At 40.2% G+C, this 17,463-nt stretch carries 16 protein-coding genes; 4 read left to right on the top strand and 12 right to left on the bottom strand.

Features of this window, described 5'->3' with window-relative positions; genetic code table 11:
• The first annotated feature begins 166 nt into the window (after positions 1 to 166).
• From PaeCFBP13512_RS12270 to PaeCFBP13512_RS12260, 3 genes are all read left to right on the top strand, one after another.
• Positions 167 to 1,069, top strand: a complete 903-nt coding sequence (locus PaeCFBP13512_RS12270) for a manganese catalase family protein (RefSeq protein ID WP_069329255.1) — start codon at positions 167 to 169, stop codon at positions 1,067 to 1,069.
• 264 nt (positions 1,070 to 1,333) lie between these two features.
• On the top strand, positions 1,334 to 1,591 hold the full coding sequence (locus PaeCFBP13512_RS12265; protein WP_069329254.1) for a GlsB/YeaQ/YmgE family stress response membrane protein: 258 nt from the start codon (positions 1,334 to 1,336) through the stop codon (positions 1,589 to 1,591).
• 201 nt (positions 1,592 to 1,792) lie between these two features.
• Positions 1,793 to 2,899 (top strand): mechanosensitive ion channel family protein, encoded by a 1,107-nt coding sequence (locus PaeCFBP13512_RS12260; RefSeq protein ID WP_241669363.1) that lies wholly within the window; start codon positions 1,793 to 1,795, stop codon positions 2,897 to 2,899.
• Between the two features lie 130 nt (positions 2,900 to 3,029).
• Here the strand turns inward: PaeCFBP13512_RS12260 and PaeCFBP13512_RS12255 are convergent, their stop codons facing one another.
• Entirely contained in the window at positions 3,030 to 3,815 is a 786-nt protein-coding gene (locus PaeCFBP13512_RS12255) for an alpha/beta hydrolase (protein WP_137223374.1), read from the bottom strand.
• A 212-nt stretch (positions 3,816 to 4,027) separates the two neighbouring features.
• Positions 4,028 to 4,189 (bottom strand): hypothetical protein, encoded by a 162-nt coding sequence (locus PaeCFBP13512_RS23220; RefSeq protein WP_161594261.1) that lies wholly within the window; start codon positions 4,187 to 4,189, stop codon positions 4,028 to 4,030.
• Positions 4,190 to 4,576: 387 nt separating this feature from the next.
• Here PaeCFBP13512_RS23220 and PaeCFBP13512_RS12250 point away from each other — a divergent pair, with 387 nt between their 5' ends.
• Positions 4,577 to 5,293: an S-layer homology domain-containing protein gene (locus PaeCFBP13512_RS12250; RefSeq protein ID WP_069329251.1), complete on the top strand. Its 717-nt coding sequence runs from the start codon at positions 4,577 to 4,579 to the stop codon at positions 5,291 to 5,293.
• Between the two features lie 187 nt (positions 5,294 to 5,480).
• On the opposite strand, the gene PaeCFBP13512_RS12245 is transcribed toward PaeCFBP13512_RS12250, so the two are convergent.
• The 10 genes from PaeCFBP13512_RS12245 to PaeCFBP13512_RS12200 all read right to left on the bottom strand — a co-directional run bounded on the left by PaeCFBP13512_RS12245 (position 5,481) and on the right by PaeCFBP13512_RS12200 (position 17,462).
• The gene (locus PaeCFBP13512_RS12245; RefSeq protein WP_137223372.1) at positions 5,481 to 6,032 is read right to left on the bottom strand and encodes a GNAT family N-acetyltransferase; all 552 of its coding nucleotides are present in this window, start codon (positions 6,030 to 6,032) and stop codon (positions 5,481 to 5,483) included.
• Positions 6,033 to 6,082: 50 nt separating this feature from the next.
• The gene (locus PaeCFBP13512_RS12240; RefSeq protein ID WP_137223370.1) at positions 6,083 to 8,098 is read right to left on the bottom strand and encodes a S9 family peptidase; all 2,016 of its coding nucleotides are present in this window, start codon (positions 8,096 to 8,098) and stop codon (positions 6,083 to 6,085) included.
• 510 nt (positions 8,099 to 8,608) lie between these two features.
• On the bottom strand, positions 8,609 to 9,568 hold the full coding sequence (locus tag PaeCFBP13512_RS12235) for a DNA-3-methyladenine glycosylase family protein (RefSeq protein WP_137223368.1): 960 nt from the start codon (positions 9,566 to 9,568) through the stop codon (positions 8,609 to 8,611).
• A 210-nt stretch (positions 9,569 to 9,778) separates the two neighbouring features.
• Entirely contained in the window at positions 9,779 to 10,825 is a 1,047-nt protein-coding gene (locus PaeCFBP13512_RS12230) for an HD-GYP domain-containing protein (RefSeq protein ID WP_069329247.1), read from the bottom strand.
• 365 nt (positions 10,826 to 11,190) lie between these two features.
• Entirely contained in the window at positions 11,191 to 12,660 is a 1,470-nt protein-coding gene (locus PaeCFBP13512_RS12225; RefSeq protein WP_137223366.1) for a carboxylesterase/lipase family protein, read from the bottom strand.
• Between the two features lie 171 nt (positions 12,661 to 12,831).
• Positions 12,832 to 13,764 (bottom strand): malonate decarboxylase subunit epsilon, encoded by a 933-nt coding sequence (gene mdcH, locus PaeCFBP13512_RS12220; protein WP_137223364.1) that lies wholly within the window; start codon positions 13,762 to 13,764, stop codon positions 12,832 to 12,834.
• A 63-nt stretch (positions 13,765 to 13,827) separates the two neighbouring features.
• The gene (locus PaeCFBP13512_RS12215; RefSeq protein WP_137223362.1) at positions 13,828 to 14,487 is read right to left on the bottom strand and encodes a malonate decarboxylase holo-ACP synthase; all 660 of its coding nucleotides are present in this window, start codon (positions 14,485 to 14,487) and stop codon (positions 13,828 to 13,830) included.
• Positions 14,478 to 16,211, bottom strand: a complete 1,734-nt coding sequence (locus PaeCFBP13512_RS12210; RefSeq protein WP_137223360.1) for a biotin-independent malonate decarboxylase subunit beta — start codon at positions 16,209 to 16,211, stop codon at positions 14,478 to 14,480. The genes PaeCFBP13512_RS12215 and PaeCFBP13512_RS12210 overlap by 10 nt, the downstream gene beginning before the upstream one ends.
• Positions 16,201 to 16,500, bottom strand: coding sequence for a malonate decarboxylase subunit delta (locus PaeCFBP13512_RS12205; protein ID WP_069329242.1), 300 nt, complete (start codon positions 16,498 to 16,500; stop codon positions 16,201 to 16,203). The genes PaeCFBP13512_RS12210 and PaeCFBP13512_RS12205 overlap by 11 nt, the downstream gene beginning before the upstream one ends.
• Positions 16,500 to 17,462 (bottom strand): triphosphoribosyl-dephospho-CoA synthase, encoded by a 963-nt coding sequence (locus PaeCFBP13512_RS12200; RefSeq protein ID WP_137223358.1) that lies wholly within the window; start codon positions 17,460 to 17,462, stop codon positions 16,500 to 16,502. The genes PaeCFBP13512_RS12205 and PaeCFBP13512_RS12200 overlap by 1 nt, the downstream gene beginning before the upstream one ends.
• Between the last annotated feature and the right edge of the window lies 1 nt (position 17,463).

The raw sequence follows: 17,463 nt of genomic DNA, 5'->3' as shown, positions 1-17,463 counted from the left end.
TCTAGTAACAGATTATATCTCCTTTTTGCAGATAAAATAGCCGTTTGTTTTCAATAATATAGGGTATGGAATAAGAGAGCCTTTGTTTTGGCAATATGGGTTAAACACCAATATTGACTAGTTTTGATAAGGGCTTCAAGAATACAAAAATACTGGAGGTATGATAATGTTCACACGTCTTGACCAAATCATGATTGAAATTCCGGATGTCAAAAAGCCTGATCCTAATGCAGCAGCAGCTGTGCAAGAATTACTTGGTGGTAAATTCGGAGAAATGTCGACTTTGAACAACTACCTCTATCAATCTTTTAACTTCCGTGGAAAATCTAAATTAAAACCTTTCTACGATCTAGTTACTAGTATTACAGCTGAAGAATTAGGTCACGTGGAATTGGTTGCACACGGTATCAATAAAATTCTTGCAGGTTCTAGCTTGCCAGGTGAACCTGATTCGACTCCACTTGATCCGCTTAAAGATGTTCGCTTGAGTTATCATCATCTAGCAGGTGCACAAGGTGCTATGCCTCGTGACTCTATGGGTCGTCCTTGGACAGGTGATAATGTATTTAATAGCGGTAATCTTGTAGAAGATTTGTTGCATAACTTCTTCTTAGAGTGCGGCGCAAGAACACATAAAATGAAAGTCTATGAAACAACAGATCACCCAGCTGCACGTGAAGTGGTTGGTTTCCTTCTTGTTCGTGGTGGCGTACACGTTGTCGCTTATGCAAAAGCATTAGAAATTGCTACAGGCGTAAATGTAACCAAACTTGTACCGGTTCCTTCACTCAGCAACAAAGCATTTAACGAATCACGCAAATACGAGGAAAAAGGTGTTCATACTCGTCTTTATACTCATAGTACAGATGATTTCAAAGCGATCGACCAAATCTGGAAAGGTACTCATCCAGAGGATGGATTGCCACTTGAAGTGATTCACGGATTCCCTCAAGGTGTCCCTGTTCCTGAGTATCCTGAGTTAGATGAAGAGTTCGCTCCAGGAATTTCACAAGAAGATTTCAAAGAAATTGCTAAGCGTCTCAAAATGGCTGGTAATATTACAGACTAAAGCAAAAAGGCTGGTTTCCAGCCTTTTTTTACATAATTTCAAATCCATATTTACCCTATTTAACTCCTTATTTTTAGTTATTTATTTATTAAATTTTAAACATATGGTTTCGATTGCTAAACAATGGTTAATAAATAGACGAGAAGAGATTGCTGAATAAATCTTCTAAGTGCTTGTTGTAACACAAATGTTATAAATCAAGTGATTTAGTGTAGTTATTCAACTATCTTAAAAAAGACATTTAATTATTAGGAGGCGACAACAATGGGTTGGTTATGGGCATTAATCGTAGGTGGTATTATTGGTTGGATCGCAGGTATGATCGTAGGACGTGACGTTCCAGGTGGTATTATTGGTAACATCATCGCAGGTTTCATCGGTGGTTGGTTAGGTAACATGTTGCTTGGTACTTGGGGTCCAGAAATCGGTGGATTCTTCATTATTCAAGCGATTATCGGTGCTGTGATTGTTATTGCTATCGTGAGTGCTATCATGCGTTCTTCTAGAAGATCACGCGGTTAACACACATCATTATGTATCATAAGATATTCAATATCTTATGATCTCAAAAAGTCTGTTCCTTCGGGAGCAGGCTTTTTTTATGCTTTTATGTCTTAATTCTTTTCTTATAAACCTTATCCTTTTCACGATGTTAGAAGCTGTTTGCTTCGTCATTCTATCGAACAGGTGCAAATCGGTTAATAATAGATAACAACATAGAAGATGAAGCAAAGGATGGTGGATATGTATTTTTATTCGTTGTGGGACAATCTAGTTGCGTGGTATTACAATATCCGCTGGATTGATCTACTTGTATCAATTGCAATACTGATTGTTTTTTTAGCTTTCCGCAAATTATTTACACGCTATTTATTTACTTTTGTTTTACGCCGATTTGATAGTCATCTAGCTGTTCTTCGCTGGTTGCAAGCTTTTGAACGACCACTACAAGCCTTTTTTACTTTAATCGGTACTTACTTGGCTTTGCGATACTTTATGCATGAACAATGGACATTTATTATTGGGATTGACCGTATTTATCGCAGTATTGGCATTATCCTTTTGGGATGGGGAATCTATAATGTGTCTGCTTCCTCTTCGCTTATGTTAGAAAGTATGAGTAAGCGATTTGGATTGGATGCTACAAGCATGATTATTCCTTTTCTATCCAAAGTATTACGCGTGATCGTTGTTGTACTTGTTATAACAATTGTCGGTGGAGAATGGGGATTCAGTATTAACGGTCTAGTCGCAGGTATGGGGCTTGGCAGTCTTGCGGTGGCTCTAGCTGCTCAAGAAACACTAAGTAATGTAATCGCAGGGATTATTATTATTTTGGAAAGACCGTTCTCGAAAGGTGATTGGATCTCTACACCGGATATCGAAGGGATTGTCGAAGATATTACGTTCCGTAGTTCCAAAATCCGTACTTTTACTGATGCACTGGTGATTGTACCCAATTCCAAATTAGCCGCACAACCGATTACTAACGGTAGTCAAATGGGAAAACGCAAAATTTCGTTCCCTCTTCGGGTAGCTTTAGATTCTAATCGAGATGCCTTAGCACGAGTGGTCTCTCGTATTCAATCAGAGTTAGATACAGATGATAATGTCGTAGCAGATTCCGCTATGGTCAAATTCAATGAATTTAACGAAAGTAGTCTGGGTATTCTGGTGCAATGTTTCACTAAAACCGCTGCTTGGGGCGAAAATCTGGAATACCGTCAACATCTTAATCTGATGATTTTAGATATATTAGAAGAAGAAAAAGTGAAATTAGCTTATCCAACACAGCGTATCGTCATGCAAGAAGTGGAAGCTTCTTCTTGATCATCATGTATAACATTCTATAGCCAACAATGACTTATATAAAAATATTAAAAACCACCTATTGGGAGCCTTAAGACCAAACAGGTGGTTTTTGTTATGTGTATAAAATTGATACGATAAGTAAAGTGGTCTATTTACGAAGAGGCAACCATTCCAGTACACGTTGGATTTTGGTATCCCAATATCCCCATTCATGCTCGCCTGGCTCTTCTTCATACGTTAATGCTAATCCCAATTGCTTCACATGATCACGGAACCGAATATTATGCTCATACAAGAAGTCTTCTGTTCCACAGCATTGATATAATTGCGGAACTTCGGTGCTATTAGATTGAGCAAGTTGTTCTGTCAGATAAAATAAATCATTTTCTGAACCACGTAATTCTTCAACTGTTCCGAAAATGCGTTCTAGCTCTTGAGTGTAGGCAACATCGCCACGTTCATACAATGCGCTTGCATCAGTTGCTCCAGATAGGCTGGCTGCGGCTGCATAACGATCAGGTCGACGTAAGCCTAGCTTGAGTGCGCCATAACCGCCCATTGACAAACCAGCTACAAAACGGTCTTCACGACGATTAGACAGCGGGAAAAACGATTCAGCGAGTTGTGGTAATTCTTCACTCACGAACTTGAAGTAATCTCCGCCTTGCTTCATATCTGTATAAAAACTACGATGTGCCGCAGGCATTACAACTGCAATACCATATTCTGCTGCATAGCGTTCTATCGATGTCCGTCTTAACCAGATCGAATGATCATCAGATAGACCATGTAGTAAATACAATGTAGGATGCTTACCTCCGGTTACTTTACCTTCCATTCCGATTTGAGAATGAGTTTCCTGTGGTAAAATCACATTCATTGTAGATGAAAGCCCTAGTACTTCTGAATAGAAATCACATTGAATTAAAGCCATATTATCTCCTCCTCTTTTAATATCATACCCTTTTTCGAAAATGAAAGCGATTTTATAATAACAAATATAGGTAAACAAAATAAAAAAAGCAACCTTCAGCGAATCAATTCACTGGGTTACTTTTGCAGGTATTCTATGATATGCATAACGGTAAGCATGTATTCATAAAGAAACATGCTTAATATGTATTCTATGTTTTTTTATCGTTTTAATTAAGCGCGAGTTTTAACAGGGATTCGTGTAGAACTCAATTGTGCGTTCAAAATATCTTGAAAACTTTTAGGTGTTTCTTTATCCGCTGCTTTTTGAACGGTTGCGTTTGATTGCTGTCTGAAGTGGTTGTAGTTGTATGGTGTCATGTGGTGAATACTCATATTCATTTGCTCCACGCTTCCTTTCGTCCGTCAAATTTGTTTGTTTTTGTTTTGTATCTTGTAATGTGTATATACCCCTGCTTTTTGAGAATGAAAACATAAATTAAACATATTTTGAACTATTTTCGTTAATTGATTCTATAGACCCTGATCCGTCAAAAATCTCATTATGTTAACTAGGACTTCATTTGTCGAATGCTGTATAAAACAAATTCTAAAGTCCTATAATCGACAATATGAATTTAGTTACATATAATTCCAAAAGTAAATATTCCTAAAATCAATTTATAAAAATTTGACTATCCTTTTGCAACTTATTTTAAATCCTTTGCGTCTGTAAGGATAAGCAAGCCAAGTAAGGCTAATAATTAACCGAGGTGATTGGTAATGAGAAACAAACAAAAATGGATGACATTCGTTACGGCTTCAGTATTGACACTATCTTTAAGTGGCCAAGCTTTTGCAGCGAGTGGGGATTTTACAGATATCAGTAAAGTACCAGGTCATGAAAAAATTGAATCTCTAAAAGATCGTGGATTTATTAACGGCGTTACAGCAGATCAATTCAAACCTAATCAAACGATCAATACAGCGCAAGGTGTGCAAATGATCGTCAATAGTTTCCAATTAAGTCTAGCGGCTTTTACTTTTATTAAAGCTCCAGAAGCGAAAGACTTTTATAATAATGTTAAAGATAAAGTATGGTATTCAGACGCATTTATTATCGCTAATCTAAATGGTGTGGATATTCCAAAAGATGTGAAGCCTGCTGCTAAAATGACAAAAGAAGAATTTACAACTTTTGTGATGCAAGCGATGGAAAAAGCCGGTAATATGCCGATGATCAATATTAAACCTGTTGAGATTGCAGATGATAGCAAAATCACTCCTTCTTATCAGGGTGCTATTCAGCGTTCATTAGCACTAGATATCAACAAGTTAGATAGTAAAGGTAACTTTGATCCAAAAGGCGAGGTAACTCGTGCTGAAGCAGCAGTCATGATCTATAATGCTTTAGAGTATATGAGTCATCTCAAAACACCTACTGTTGATCCTATGCCTGAACCTTCTCCATCTCCATCCGACGATAGTTTAGATAAATAAAAATCACTTTTACTTTCACGTTTACCTTGGAGTGAATATTCTATTATTCTAAACAGCGAATACAATAGTTAGTGTTCACTTTATAAGCTGTATAAACAAAAAGAGTCTATCCCTAGGTAATATAGGAATAGACTCTTTTTTTACTGTAATGCATCACCATACATTATCAATCAATATGATTTATACTCTAGACCTCACTTTGCATCTGATGATGATTCCATTCTTCACGCAAAATACCCATACGAATCGAATCGTAATAAACACCGTTATATAATCTACATTTACGTAAACGTGCTTCCATCATCATGCCTAATTTGTAACCGACTGCAATCATCCGTTCATTGCCTGACCATGTGGTGAATCCTACTCGTACCAGTGGCATTGCTGTAAATAGATGATCGATCCATAATATCAGCGCTCTGGTACCGTATCCCCCGCTCCAATAAGCAGGATCATAAATCACAATCCCTACTTCTAACCATAATGAAGGTTCATGCTCCCAGTAATAACTGACAATTCCGATGATATGCTGATTCACTTCAATCACCCAAAAGCTCGGACTTTCTATAATACGCAGTCGATCTTGCCAGTATTGCTCATAAGGAACGTGAACATGATCATAATAAGGAGCATCCCACTTTTTCCATTCTGGAGATTCGTCTTTATATATTAAATCCCATAATATTGGAATATCGGCTTCAGTTATCGGACGAATCTGTAATTCTTGATCGGTATGCACGATACTCCTTCAGCTCCTTTGATCTGACTTTTTGGATCTTACAGTGATATCTATAAATACTGATTAAACCAATCGGCAATATGATTCAGTCGTTGTATTCGTAATTGAGGATGACCGCTACGAGATAACTCATGATTGGCATCCGGGAAACGGACAAACTTGGTCACTGCATTTAACCGTTTTAACGCTATAAACCATTGTTCAGCTTGCTCAATCGGGCAACGCAGATCTTTTTCACCATGCAGTATCAAAATAGGTGTTTTGACATTCTGCACATATGCTAGCGGGGAATGATCCCATAGGGTATTGAAATGTTCCCACGGATTGCCTGCAATCTGATCTTCTACAAAATAAAAACCAATATCGCTTACCCCATACATCGATATCCAGTTGCTGATCGAACGCTGAGTGACTGCTGCTTTGAATCGATCGGTCTGTCCTACAATCCAGTTGGTCATAAACCCACCATAGCTACCGCCCGTTACACCTAATCGCTCTTGATCAATCCAGTCGTAATGCTCGATGGCATAGTCTGTGATTTCCATCAAGTCTCGATAATCACCACCACCATAATCATGACGGCATGCATTTACAAATAATTGACCATAACCATGACTACCACGCGGATTACCATAGATTACAGCATATCCTTGCGAGACTAATAGCTGAAATTCAAGCATAAAAGTATATCCATACATCGCATGAGGACCACCGTGAATTTCTAGAATAGTCGGCACTTTCTGATTATCTGCTTGATCTCCGGCTGGACGCATAATCCACGCTTGAAGACTTTTGCCATCTACAGAAGTGACACTCATTTCTTCAGGCTTGCTTAAGATCAGTTCAGCAAGCAAAGCATCATTATGGTGAGTCAGACGTGTCTCAACTTCAGTCTCTGGATGCCAGTAAAACAATTCACCGGGTTGCAATGGATCAGCCGCAATAAAGACGATATGTTGCTGTGCTGTACGGGCAAAATAGTGAATATTACGCTCTCCACCCAATACCGTCTGATAACCCGAACCATCTGTAGCAATCGATAGTAAATGACAAGCACCAAACGTAGTACATAATACATCAATCGCTTGACCATCCGAATGATAAACAGGCTTATACGTTGAACTGAGTCCCGTATCTCCTACTACAGTATTCAGCAGCATTATATCATCGTGATCACATAACCCTGTAATCGTTCCACTCGCTAAAGACAATTGATACAGTCGATTCAGCGTCGCATTGTAATAAGATTGATCATCTGCCACCATCGCAATAGATTGTCCATCCGGTGACCAAGTCAGACTGGAAATGACATATTGATGATCTGTCCATTTGCGTTGCTCATGACCTTCCGTTTTGATCGTAAATAGATCATTTTTGCGTGAAAAGTCAGGATTTTCTTCACCTTCTGTAGGAATATGAGCGACATATGCAATCTGCTGTCCATTCGGTGACCAGGCAAAATCTTCAACATCATATTCTCCTGCTGTGATCCAAGTTCCCGATGGATCAGCTAGCTTATGTACATATAGATGTGTTCGTCCTCCATCCCATAATCCACCACTATCCGATTTGTAAATGATTCGATCGATTTCCAAAGCCTTTTTGGATAAAGGAACCGACGAATCTTCTTTAGAATCTGATGATTCGTTAGACGTTTGCTGGGATGATACATTATTTGTCGCTGCAATTAATAAGGACTGACTATCCGGTGACCAGACAAAAGAACCTACTCCTTCAGCCAAATGAGTCACTTGATGTGCTTCTCCACCATAAGCAGACATGATCCAGATCTGGAAATGGGAATCAGACTCCTGTTTACGTAAAAAAGCCAGTTGCTTCCCGTCTGGTGACCAAGCAGGAGCACGATCATGAGTGCCTGCTGTCCATTGAATATCTTCACTACCATCTGCCTGCATCCGTCGCAAATGGGAATCATATCCATCTTGCTTCTTATTTACCTTCTGCATTTCATATACAATTGTACCGTCTAACGGTGAGATCACCGGATTTTTGACCCAATGAAACCGATATAAATCTTCTGTAACAACGCCTCGTCGACTTCCCATATTTCATATCCCCTATCCTCATTAGAGTCACAAAATGTATACGCATTCTTGCTTAAATACTATCTGATTACATTTTCAATCGCAAGAACATACCCCATAACCCACACAAATCAATCCCCCCTAAACATATTAATTTTCAACTCCCTAAAATCTCTAAAGCCCTTAAATTCTTAAATCTTTAAGTTCTTTAAAATCTTTAAATTCTTTAACTCTTTAAATTTTCTAAATCCATAACCCTTCCAAATCTGTAAATCTTCAAAATCCTTAAATCTTCAAAATCCTTAAATCTTTAAAATCTCTCCAACTCCCCCTACCCCTCCCCTTATACTTCAATTTATAACTTGTGTTACCCCCAAATGGCGCTAGCGAAGGGCGGAGGATTGTTCCGTAAGTCGCCTTTAAGACTCGGATATCGACCGCTTAGCGGTTATTCAAGATATCCGATCTTACCAGCGACGGTAGGAACCATCCACCGCCCGTAGCGTCCTCCCATTGAACACCCTACAAATTTCAGTACAAAAACCGCCATAAGTAAAACGTCCCATACGACTCCCACAACGACCAACCTGCGGATAATTCAAGAATATGAGCTTTGGTCGGCTTAGCATCCATTTTCAGCACATGCTTGATCGAATTGTGCAGACCGACATCATCAATAGGAAAAGCAGATGGCATGCGTAGACAACGCATCAATACATAATGAGCCGTCCACGGGCCAATCCCCCGGATTTTCACCAGTAATTTTTCAGCTTGTTTGACATCAGTTGCTTGTAAAAGCTCTTCTTTGGATAATGTACCGTTAACGATTAATTGAGCGGTATCAATCAAATATTCACACTTTTTCACAGTTGTCATGCCTGCCGCAGCTAATGCGTCCACAGTAAGAGTAGCAATCGTCTCAGCGGTAGGAAATAGCCAGTAAGACTCACCATTGTAAGTGAGTGCTTGTCCAAAATGCTCTACAAATCTTCGTTTTAATGTGTAGGCAAATCCTAAATTAATCTGTTGACCAAGAATACCCCAGCAGATTGCTTCATATAGATCAGGAATTCCCATATTACGCAATCCATAAAAGGAAACCACGGCTTGCTGGAGTAGCGGATCTTGCGCAGCCATTTTATAAAAAGGGGCAAGGTCTGTCCCTAAATCAAACCAATCGTATACATACTGAGCAACTCCTGTACGTAACGCAGGTGAAATGGATTGATCTTCTTCGACAAAACGGATCAACATATAATGCTCATCATAATCACTAATCTCAACAATCGTAGCTTCTTGACCGACAGCAATTGCTTTGTAGATCATTCCGTTGCGTAATGTATATAAACTCTCATTGGTAGCTGTTGATAAATGGCTATAATTTTCTGTAAAGCTAAATTCTTCGGGTACACGGATCAATAGATCTTGTCCATGATCTTTGGTAAAATCAGAAATCGACAGATTCGAGTCGGTATGAAGTTCATGTTGCATACGTGTAGTGTGCCTCCATTCGTATCCTTAATGAGTCAGATCACGATTTATCCTCATCAGGATGTATCAACCTATTAACCATCTATTCCTATTCATTAACGGTACTGTTGATAGCAGGAGTAACTTGCTGTAGACATAGCAAAAAGGAACTTGCGCTAACAAGTTCCTTTTCTTCTTATTTGAATGATGTATATATCGTATAGGGAGTACTTAGACAAAGATTTCTTCGATATGCAGTTCTCTGACTTTGGTTAAATCGACAAATTGATCATTTATCTGTATCAAAGGTCTAAAAATATCCAGTGGATTATTTAAAATAATCGTCCCTTGTTCTCCATTGGTCAATTGTACTTTTTTGCCGATCAGATTAGGAGCAAGATGATGAATTAACGCTTGAACCGGCTTTTCATTTAATTTGGAAAATCCTAATTCATAAATGCTTTGCAATACAGCAACAAATCCTTGTTTGTTTTGTTGATTTTTGCTAGCAGTCATATTCACAAATACATCTGCTACTGATACGATCTGCGTAAATGGATGAATTCCCCGTTTGTATAAGCGATTCGGATACCCTGAACCATCCCCACGTTCATGATGCTGTAAAGCAACAGATGCAGTCACTTTATCATTCATCGATTCCATAATAATATCGTATCCATAGGTGGTATGATTTTTGTATTCTTTGAACTCGGAGTCGTTTAATTGCTCAGGCTTGCTACGCAAAATAGAAGGCAGACGGCTTTTACCAATATCATGTAGATAGCCTGCTTTGCTAATGCGATAACAATCATGTTTGGAATAATCCAGCCATTCTGCAATATAGTAACTCAGCAAACCGACTTTGAGTGAGTGACTATAGAGATGATCGTCTTCTTTTTCTAAATTTAACAATAATGCTACTACATCTTTTTGCGCATCTAGATCCAACAATAAGGGTTGCAACAATTCATCGACAATAGCTGGATTGAATTTGCCTTTGGTCAGTGCTTCCAAAAAGATGGACTGATATGCATCTATTGAACGATTGATTTTTTCTTTCAACGCAGGAGATAATCCTGTAATCGCTATCATATCAGCGACTGGTTTGATATCTTCTCTGGCATCAATATCAATGTATTCTACTTTATGGCGCAGTAATAAGGTGATATCTTCTTCTTTGATATCTACTCCTTTTTTTAATAACGGAACACCTGAACTATTAAATGTATCACTGCTTAATCGTTGGCCTTGCTTAAGTTCAGTAATATGTATAATCAATCACGATTCCCCATTTCATTATGTTCTATATTTATATATCAAAAATCAAAATAGCGTATATACGAGTAAATAGAAGCTAAATCAGTAACTATAGTTATAAAGTAATGATCATCTAGAAGTGTGCCAAAATGATGTATACCTTTTTCGATATTTACTCTATTATATCGACAAATTATAGAAATAATGTATAGCTCTTAATCCTCAATTATAGGTAAAATGTACTTCGCTTTTATGCAAAAATAGATTTATAGCTATAATCCGTTCTTTTTACTGAATATCTCTTATTTGCGAATACGAAAGTGAAATGCCAAATAAAAAAGATGAACCGGATAAAGATCGGTTCATCTCATGCTATTTACAACTGCTTAAGAATAAGAAATCAATTGTTGACGTTTTTCACTTTCTGGATCGTGTACCACATTTAACTGGCGATTAAAGACCATGGTAGAACGTTCTTTAAGATCATAATCAGACCACGGCAAATTGCTGGTCACCGGCATACTGTTATGCGCAAAATTAATCCAAGCCGCCTGCATTTGCTCTGCTAGATTATACGTATCTTCATCAATTTCTAATCCAAGATGAGCAAATAAAGGTAGATTGTTAAAAGCAAAAGCAATCTCAGCACCATGTGTAGCTGTTCCTAACAACGGATGCCCTGGTTGACACCAATCAAATCGATACATCCATACTGGAGCATGTCCAATCTGTGCTTCAGCACATTGTAAAGCCGAACGCCAGAAGAACAAGTCAGTCATCAGATCAGCATGACCTCTCACTGTTAGTGGATATTGTTTAGATAATCCATGAGGATCTTCTCCCAACAAAGCTTGGACAATATTTACAATTTGAGTCTCGCTCATCAATTGAGTCGGTTGATTGAAAAATAGCGTACCCTCTTCCAAATTCGTACCGATAATTAATGGAATATGTTTGGCTGAGCCATCTTTGATCGCTTGTATAGGTTCAACAGGTAAAGTATGTGGATGAATCGTTGGTTGGAACAACAATGCCCATGTACCATTATCAAGCATTTGACTCACACGATTACCTGCTTGCAATATTTCTTCCGTTGAAGCAGTATACAGCTTGGACAAGTCTTGTTCACCTACACCCAATGCTTGTACAAATCCGTCTGCAATTTGTCTGCTGACTTCTGTTGGCATTACTTGAGCGGCACCACTTTGCATAATAGCGCTTTGGAACAACCCTTTAGCGGCTGGCATTGCCAAAAGAGATGCAATACTCATCGCGCCTGCGGACTCACCGAATACGGTTACACGTTCAGGATCGCCACCAAATGCTTCGATATTGTTTTTGATCCATTCTAACGCCGCAATCTGATCCAACAAGCCAACATTGGAATGATAATCATCACCATAAGATGATAAATTCAAAAATCCAAATGGCCCTAATCTATAGTTAATCGTTATTACAATCATATCTCCGTTAACTGCAAGCGATGTTCCGTCATATAAAGGAATACTACCTGCACCTGTTACAAAAGAACCTCCGTGAATCCAGACCATAACAGGTCTCTTTTGAGTCGATTTATCCGAAGCCCATATATTCAAATATAAACAATCTTCCGATTGCACAGGAGGTTCGCTTCCAGAACCGAACATACTCGCTCCTTCGTATACCGGTTGAGGAGCAATCGGACCAAAATGCAATGCTTCTTTCACACCTTGCCATGGTTGCGGCGGTCTTGGAGCTTGAAAACGCAGTTCTCCAACAGGTGGTTCTGCAAAAGGAACCCCTTTCCAGATCACTGCTCCATGTTCACGTATACCTTGTAATTCTCCGTATTGTGTATGAATTTGTGTCGTTTCCATCTTTTTCTCATCCTCTCTAATACGCTGCAACAAGATCAATCCAAATGGTCATTTATACATAATGACTATATTTATTATAGTACACTTCTTCTATGTATATAAACATGCGCTCTTCTTTTGAAGATAAGAGCACATGTTTATGCATGTATTTTGCGTATAGCTTAGATTACGTTAGCGGTTACCTTGCTCTTGCTTTGCCAAAATGACTGCATTATCGAGCCGACTGGAAGATAAGGCTTCTGCACGAGCTTCTGGAAAAGCAGCAGAAGCCAGACCACTTAATACTTGTCCGGGAGGCATTTCTAGAAATAACCGAGCACCTAATTCATAAAATAAAGTAGTCACTTCATGCCAGCGTACAGGATGAGCAATATTTAAAGATAAATCTTCTACAATTCCTTCTGCTGTACGAATAGCACGCCCTTTATAATTGCCTGCATACGAGATAAGTGGACGAGACACTTCCATACCATGCAGTGCTGTAGCTAACTGATCGGATACAGAAGATAATAATGGACAATGGGAGGGTACACTGACATTCAATCGTTTGGCAGTATGTGCTCCTTTGCTTTTGCATGTGGTCAACAGTTGGTCGATCGCTTGCCACTGCCCTGCGACAGTAATCTGTGTTGGGGCATTTAGATTAGCGATATATACTGGATGCTCTTCAGAATGAATACTCAGACGAATCTGTTCCACCTGACGCTGAGTCATCCCCGTAATTACACCCATTCCATACCCTTGTGGATAAGCTTCCATCATCAATTGACCACGTAAGCGAGTTAGATGTAGAGCATCTTTGAACGAAAGTGAACCTGAAGCCACTGCCGCGGCAAAAGCACCTGCACTATGACCCGCTACAAGATCAGGAAGAACGCCTTCTGCCGCCAATGCTCTAGACACAGCTACTCCAGCAATACAAAGAGACATCTGCACATGATCGGTTGTCTGTAATGCTTCTTCACTATCCAGTTGATCGATCTTTAATTGTAAAAGGTCTTCTGCTTCTGTCAGTGTCTGCTTAATCACAGAATGATCCGGCAATTCATGCAACATCCCTGCACGCTGTGAACCTTGACCGGGAAAAAGCATGACTACACTCATCTGGCATCTCTCCTTCATCTGATCGTGTTTGTCAGTTATTTTATAACTTTGGATCAATCATAATTATACGAGGCGTGGATTCCACGGATCAGTCACCAGCAAAGGCCCTTGCAAAGTACGCATTAACACCCGATCAGTAGCTGGTCTTGCCCATTCACTTAGAGCTACTGCTCCATAAGGCGTCTCTATTTGTACATCGACACGTACCGGAAGATCCAATGTTTGTTCTAATAATTGCTCTGCTAACACAGGAGCAAGAAATGAAGTACAACGCAGTACAATATCCAGATCGCTAGTCATCGTCAATGTTGGCATACCGGTAGCTAATTCAAATCCAGTGCTTCCTGCTGGCCCCCAATGGAGATCATATGGTTTCCACGATACAGCAAGTTGCTCTAAAGCTTGTAGGGCTGGCATGGTGTGCCAACGTTCTTTCGCTATCGAACGATGATCAGGAGATAGAGAGGACTGTAGTAATTGCTCTGGTGTCACTTGTTGAACAACTAGATGATCTGGAATCGTTAATGCTTGCCTTAGATGACGTTCTTTGCCACGAACACCTACAGCAATCTGACCTTCTAGCGCAGAAGCACGTCTGACGACGACCCATGGTGTCTGTTCTAGTGATCTAAACACCCATTCAGGCAGATCATGATCTGCTTCTACTTCTCTCCAGCGTGAATTGAGTTGAAGTAGATCATGAGGAGCTATACTTAATCCCATTGCTCTGCTAATAACTGTCTTACTTTGATAGAAGAAGCTCTACCTGTCGCCGCAGTTGCACTGGTTAGACGTACACTTAGATCACGAGGTCCTTGACGAGTCTCTGCAATAGCTGTAATCAGATACTGCTGAATGCGCTCGATATCTTTGTCTTGTGGTTGATCTGCTTCGATTCCTTCGATCAATTGATCCAAAGCTCCTAATTTGGCAAAAGAACGAATATCGTAAGCCGCACCTGGCACTTTAGTCGCCGCTTCATTTAACTGTTCGATGGAACGACGGGTGATACGAGCCGCAGACTGCTTGGACATGACTTGTACGGTTACTTTTTCATCATCTAAAGAAAGTAATCGATTCGCTTGCATACCATGGGCTAGAAATGCACCAGAGATAGCATTACCTACAATCAAAGCAATCACAGGATGACCGGCAAGACGGGCACTAGCATAAGCATCCACAGCTGATCCGCATGATAAATGAATACCTAATACTTCTTCACGATAACCATAAGCTTGACTAGGAACATCTACGATGGCTACAATTGCGCGCTTTTCTCCGTCTTTGTCTGCTTCAATCGCTTCACGAATAGAACGAGCGATATTCCATCCTTCTTCAAGTCCAATCTCACCTTGGCGAGCTCTCACAAATCGTGCATTTGGATTCGGAACAACCGAGATATAACGTACACGTTGATTCTCTAATTCAGTATCTGCACAAAGTACCGAAGCAATCCCTTGCTGAGCCGAAGCAGATTGACCGGATAATGCTTCAAACCATGTCCGTCCTCTGGTGATAGGTGCTTCAACAACTGAATCATTGGCTTGAGCTTGCTGTGCTCCCAATTGTGACTGTAAATTCTCTTGGTCTACGATACCGGATTTCCAAGATTCACGAATCGAAGAGGGAACAATCAATGTATTCGCATCAACAGCAGCCAACAAAGCAAGGTAACGATCGACTTGCGCTGTACGTGTCACTTCTCGAATCCCTTGGCGGAAAACGTCATGAATCGCTTCGTTAATTTCGTGGATATCATCATTCACCAGTGTATCTGCAAAACCAGCGGCGACCCGTTGCTCTCCGCCTACCATCGACCAGATACGAGAACGATCCGATGCATCCATTTCTTGAATCCCTGCTTCTTGCTCAATCACTTCTGAACCATTCAACTGTAAGCGACCTTGACGGGTCATGATTAAATGACTGGATAATCCTGCCGCACAGATCGACATTCCGCCATAACAGCCAATCATACCCGAGATCACACTTACTACAGGTGTATACGGACGAAGCGCCATAATAGCTGCTCCAATCTCAGCAATCGCCAGTAGACCGTAATTTCCTTCTTGTAGTCGTACTCCACCTGTTTCGAGTAACAAGACAGGACGTGTTTTGATTCCTTTTTCATGATCACGAAGTACTTGTTCGAGCGCACCTGAGATTTTGGCTCCACAGACTTCACCGATCCCGCCACCTTGAAAAGCACCTTCAAGTGCAATCGCTACAGCAGGTTCTCCATCAATCGTTCCTCTGCCTACGATCACTCCATCATCACTTTGTGCCACAATGCCCTGCAATGGTAAATGAGGCGAAGTCATTCGATCAAAAGGTCCGATCAATTCGCGAAAGCTACCAGCATCAAGTACAGCTTGTGCACGTTCCCGTCCTGATAATTCGATAAAACTTTCTGTCGCTATATTTAAAGGTTGAGTATTATTGTCCATCACGAAGCACCTCCATGGCTTGAGTTAATCGCAAGTTGACGACACCCGGTGTAGCGCCAAAATCGTTAATTTCAATCTTTACCGCATACGAATAGATTTTGAAAAAGCGATCAAATACTGCACGCCAAATATCTTCAAATCCATTTGCACTTGTACTGATCTGAATATATGCTTGATTGTCTGTAGAAGGTTCAATTAATAGTTCCAAGTCGCCTGACCCGGCTACACCGATATGTGCACGCTGAGTTAATGTTTGCTTCGCTGGATATTGCAGATGAATAATTTCCATTACATACGACCTCCTGTCGTTTTTGAAAGAGATTCCATGTCAGTCCTATCTGTGATGCCTTTAAGAATCGAATCGATATATAAAGTAGCTGCAAGTAGATCAGCACTACCTCCCGGGGAGAAATGATGCTTCACCATCCACTGATCGAATGCTAATAGAGCTTGCCAGCCTTTAGTTGTAGATGTTCCACCTTGTGACAAAATCACTGTTGCACGTTTCTGTGTCTGCTCAAGCGCCTGCTGACCTCCTCGATATAATAAACAGGTATCCGGTAGAACCGAAATAATAGTCAGCAGACTATCGAGGCGAGCATACAATTCATCAATTCCTTGTGCACGAGCTTGTTGTAGAGCAGGTAGCCCGACATTGATCACATGAGGGAATCCATGTTGTGCTTCGTCTTTGGCTCCACCTGTTCCATACTGATGCTTCACCTGTGTACCATGCGAAGCTGTAACAGGTGCATAACGATCGGGATACTGAGCAATTTCAGATGCGGTACGTGCGATATGTTCAGCAGAGATAGCCTTTAATCTATAGGGTACTTCTGTATTCCTATAAGCTTCTCTAATAAGCATAGAAGCTGAGCCTGTTAACAATCCAAGTGCCCAGATCGCTCCTCGGTGGGTATTGACTCCCTTCGTTACAGTAAGCATCTGCTGTTCACCTGTGCGTCCGATCCATGCCAGTTGTTCACGTAGCGATTGATCGGCACATTTGTCATAAGATACTTGAGCCATTTGTGTAAATGTAGATTGTAAAGAGGCTGCCGATTGGTACATCAACTCAATATTCATATCTTCATGAGAACCGTTATGATGAAGATCAACCAATCCGGGCTTCGGGGTTAAAGAAGCTTCATCTCGAAGTGCAGATACTGCTAACTCCCCTAACCAAGAAGCATAACGATTGACTATAAGGTTCTTGTCTGATTGGATTGCGGATATACTTGATATGCTCATG

Origin of the sequence: Paenibacillus sp. CFBP13512, assembly GCF_005233705.1 — a bacterium.
In the GTDB taxonomy this organism is placed as follows: domain Bacteria; phylum Bacillota; class Bacilli; order Paenibacillales; family Paenibacillaceae; genus Saccharibacillus; species Saccharibacillus nuruki.
Note: the sequence above shows the minus strand (reverse complement) of the source record. Positions and strands in the feature narration are given on the sequence as shown.